The organism is Paraburkholderia diazotrophica, from assembly GCF_900108945.1.
GTDB classification, from domain to species: Bacteria; Pseudomonadota; Gammaproteobacteria; order Burkholderiales; family Burkholderiaceae; genus Paraburkholderia; species Paraburkholderia diazotrophica.
The window spans coordinates 1-3,847 of sequence record NZ_FNYE01000091.1; the positions used below are offsets into that span (position 1 = coordinate 1).

4 protein-coding genes are annotated in these 3,847 nt (G+C 65.2%); 1 reads left to right on the forward strand and 3 read right to left on the reverse strand.

From position 1 onward, the window contains the following. On the forward strand, window positions 1–474 hold a 474-nt coding region (locus BMW76_RS39830; RefSeq protein WP_143062463.1), incomplete at its 5' end, for a zinc-binding dehydrogenase. A 217-nt stretch (window positions 475–691) separates the two neighbouring features. Here BMW76_RS39830 and BMW76_RS39835 read toward each other — a convergent pair. Genes BMW76_RS39835 through BMW76_RS39845 form a run of 3 tightly spaced genes read right to left on the reverse strand, consistent with a single transcriptional unit; the run spans window position 692 to window position 3,784 of the window. Continuing rightward, window positions 692–2,527: a PHA/PHB synthase family protein gene (locus BMW76_RS39835; protein ID WP_090874149.1), complete on the reverse strand. Its 1,836-nt coding sequence runs from the start codon at window positions 2,525–2,527 to the stop codon at window positions 692–694. After that, the gene (gene phbB / locus BMW76_RS39840) at window positions 2,524–3,273 is read right to left on the reverse strand and encodes an acetoacetyl-CoA reductase (protein ID WP_090874151.1); all 750 of its coding nucleotides are present in this window, start codon (window positions 3,271–3,273) and stop codon (window positions 2,524–2,526) included. The genes BMW76_RS39835 and phbB overlap by 4 nt, the downstream gene beginning before the upstream one ends. A gap of 7 nt (window positions 3,274–3,280) precedes the next feature. After that, on the reverse strand, window positions 3,281–3,784 hold the full coding sequence (locus BMW76_RS39845) for a hypothetical protein (protein ID WP_090874150.1): 504 nt from the start codon (window positions 3,782–3,784) through the stop codon (window positions 3,281–3,283). Window positions 3,785–3,847 lie beyond the last annotated feature (63 nt).

Consider the following 3,847-nt stretch of genomic DNA (forward strand, 5'->3'; position numbering starts at 1 on the left):
GTGCAATATGCGATCGCGATGGGGCTGCACGTCGTCGCCGTCGACATCGCCGACGACAAGCTCGAACTCGCGCGCAAGCTCGGTGCGAAGCTCGCGATCAACGCAAGAAATGTGGACCCGGCAGCGGAGATCCAGAAGGAAATTGGCGGCGTACACGGCGTGCTCGTCACGGCCGTATCGCGCAGCGCGTTCGCGCAGGCGCTCGGCATGGTTCGGCGCGGCGGAACGGTCGCATTGAACGGCCTGCCGCCGGGCGATTTCCCGTTGCCCATTTTCTCGACCGTGCTCAACGGCATTACCGTGCGGGGATCGATCGTCGGCACGCGGCGCGACTTGCAGGAATCGCTGGACTTCGCCGCGCAAGGCAGCGTACGCGCGCATATCCATCGCGACCGTATCGAGAACATCAATGCGGTGTTTGGCGCGCTGCGCGAGGGGACGGTCGACGGGCGTATCGTGGTGTCGATGGATTGAACAGGGTTGGATTGAGCGCTGAAACCGAAAAAACGCCGGGCATCGAGGCGTCGCGCATGGCCACGAGGCCAGTGGCGCCCGATGCCCGGCGTTTGCGGCGCTTGCGACGATCGTCGATTGCACGCGCCAGTGCAGCGCGCACGCTCTGATTTCGCGCCTGGCTTTGAATTGGAAGAGCGTCGCGCCGCTCACCCGATGCCCTCACGCAATGCTTTCGTCAAGATTCCAGAACATAGCGGCCGGGCGCCCGTTCGAGCGCGGGGTCCGGTCGCCGCGCGCTCACCTGGCCAGTCGAATGAGCGCGCAGCCAGGCGGACCAGCAAGGCCACCACGAGCCGTCGACGGTCGGCGTCTGCTCGAAGAATTCATGGCGGCTGCGATAGGGTGCGTCGGGCTCGCGCGTCGCGCAGCGGTAATGGCGCCCCGGATGCCCCGGCTCGGAAACGATGCCCGCGTTGTGCCCGCCCGACGTCAATACGAAAGTTAGTGCGTTGTGCGTGAACAGATGCAGCCTGTAGACGGACGGCCAGGGCGACACATGGTCACGCTCCGTCCCCACGACGAAAGCGGGCGTATCGATGTCGGGTAGCGCAACGGGCTGGCCTTCCACGCAATAGCGGCCCTCCGCGAGATCGTTATTGAGAAAGAGCTTCGTCAGGTACTCCGAGTGCATTCGATACGGCATGCGCGTCGTGTCGGCATTCCACGCCATCAGATCGTTCGCCTTCGAGCGGCGGCCCAGCATGTGTTCGCTCATCATGCGCGACCAGATCAGGTCGCGTGCGTTGAGCAGCTGAAACGTCGCCGCCATCTGCGAGCCGTCCAGATAGCCTTGCTGCCACATCAGCGCATCGAGCGCGGCAAGTTCGCTCGCGTCGATGAAGAGCCCGAGCTCGCCCGGTTCGCTGAAATCCGTCTGCGCGGCGAGCAGCGTGACCGTGCGCAGCAGATCGGCTTTCCCGTCGCGCGCCAGCGCGGCCGCCGCGATCGCGAGCAGCGTGCCGCCGAGACAATAGCCCGTTGCATGAACCGCTTCGCCGCAACGTGCATGCACTTCGAAGAGCGCGGCAAGCAGGCCCCGCTTCAGATAGTCGTCGAGCGCGAGATCGCGATCGGCCGCGCCGGGATTGCGCCACGAGACCATGAAGACGGTATGGCCCTCGTCGACCAGATATTTGACGAGCGAATCGTTCGGCTGAAGATCAAGGATGTAGTACTTCATGATCCACGACGGCACAATCAGCACGGGCTCGCGCGTCACCTGCGATGTCGCCGGCTCGTACTGGAGCAGTTCGCAAAGCTCGTTGCGCCAGATCACGCGGCCTCGCGTGCACGCAACCTCGTGGCCCGGACGCCATGCGGGCGGATGAACGGGTCGGCCGCCTCGCAGCCGGCTCGTCATGTCGGCGAAATCTTCGAGCCAGTGCTGCGCGCCCTTGATCGCGATCCCGCCGCCCGAATCGATCAGCGCTTTCTGCGCCAACGGATTCGTCGCGAAGAAATTGCCAGGCGTGCATGCGTCGAGCCACTGCCGCGCCCAGAACCGAACGAGTTCCTCGTGATGCGCTTCGACGCCGGGAATGCCCGTCGACGCGTGCGCCCACCACTGCTGCGCCTGCAGGAACGCATCACGGTACAAGCGAAACGGCCACGCTTCCCACTCGGCGGCTGCGAAGCGCGGGTCCGGCGGCGTATGACGCGCCGCCGGTGGCATGCCGTCTGCCTGCATCGCGGGCGCAACCAGCGCCTCGGTCGCGAGATCGAATTGCTTGCCGGGCGCGACCGTCAGGTGCATTGCCCAGTCGAGCCACGCGAGCACCATCGATGCCGGCGACAGCCCTCCCGTCCACGCCGCGACAGCCGCATGCGCTGCACGGTCGAGATCGTCGCTGGCCGTCCCGCGCGCCGGAGCGCAGGCGGAGTCCGCAGCGCCGCGCGTCGGCGCGGGCACGACAGCATCGATTGTATCGGCCGTATCAGTCGTATTGGCGGGCAAGGTGCCCGCAGAAGTCGGCGCTGATGCCCTTTTTCGAAGCAACTGAGGCGAGCTCATCGCATGTGCATGCCGCCGTTGATCGCGATATCGGCGCCAGTGATGAACGCGGCGGCATCCGAACAGAGAAATGCAATCAGCGCGGCCACTTCTTCGGGATGCCCGAGCCGCGCGACAGGAATCTGCGGAAGAATCTTCGTCTCCAGGATGTCGCGCGGCATGGCTTCGACCATCGCCGTCGCCAGATACCCCGGCGACACCGTGTTCACCGTCACACCGTGCTTCGCCGTTTCGAGCGCGAGCGCTTTCGTGAAGCCGTGCACGCCGGACTTGGCCGCCGAATAGTTGGCCTGCCCATACGCGCCGCGCGAACCGTTGACGGAGCCGATGTTGACAATCCGTCCGAAGCCCCGCTCGACCATGCCGGAAAGGAGCGGTTTCGTCATGTTGAAGAGACCGTCGAGATCGGTGCGGATGACGGCGTCCCAATCCGCCTTGCTCATGCGCGCCAAAGACTTGTCGCGCGTGATGCCCGCGTTGTTGACGAGCACGTCGACCTTGCCCAGTTCGGCGAGCACGCGTTGCGCGCAACGCTCGCACGAATCGAAGTCGGTTACGTCGGCTTCGTATCCATGGAAATTACGCCCCGACTCGCGCTCGCGCGTGAGCCAGGTCGCGACGTGATCGTTGCGCGTCGAATACGACATCGCGACCGTCATGCCCGCATCGAGAAGCGCCCGGCTGATTGCCGCGCCGAGTCCGCCCATACCGCCCGTGACAAATGCGATACGGCTTGTTTGGCCCATTTGCATCTCAGCCTCCTTTCGCAGTGTCCGGAACCGCTTGCGCGTCGGCCGTCGATGCGGGCTGGTGCTTCGGCCAGACGCCCATGTGCGGCATCGCGTCCTGCCATGTTCTCATCCAGCCGCTGAAGCTGCCGACAGCCGGCTCCATGCCGGGCAGCTTCTGCAACGGCGCATGCCACAAGCTCCGCCATGCGCCGAACACGCCGTCGAGTTCGGCGAGCCATTCGCCCTTATGCTGCGCCGTCAGCGAGATCGCCTCGCCCCAGATCGCGAGATTCTCATTGGCGTATTCGTGAGTCGCCGCCCGAACCGCCGACGCAAACCCGAACCAGTCGCCCGAGGCGCTGACCGCTGCCTCGATGCGCAGCATCGCGTCGCGGTCGCGCCTGATGCGATGGGCCTCAAGCGTGTTCAGATCGCGCCGCCAATCCTCGGCAAGGCGGCAGAGCCGCACCGGCGCAGTGAGTTCTGCGCGGCACAGCTCGAATGGAGCATTGGGTTCACGATTCATGATGGGTGCCCTCCGGAGCACGAGACGATCGACTGTCGAAACAGGCTGCATGGCGTCCTTCGC

Bases quoted from the DNA above. Each gene is read 5' to 3' on its own strand.
- BMW76_RS39835 (WP_090874149.1), bottom strand. From the start codon at position 2,527: ATGAGCTCGCCTCAGTTGCTTCGAAAAAGGGCATCAGCGCCGACTTCT.
- BMW76_RS39845 (WP_090874150.1), bottom strand. From the start codon at position 3,784: ATGAATCGTGAACCCAATGCTCCATTCGAGCTGTGCCGCGCAGAACTC.
- phbB (WP_090874151.1), bottom strand. From the start codon at position 3,273: ATGGGCCAAACAAGCCGTATCGCATTTGTCACGGGCGGTATGGGCGGA.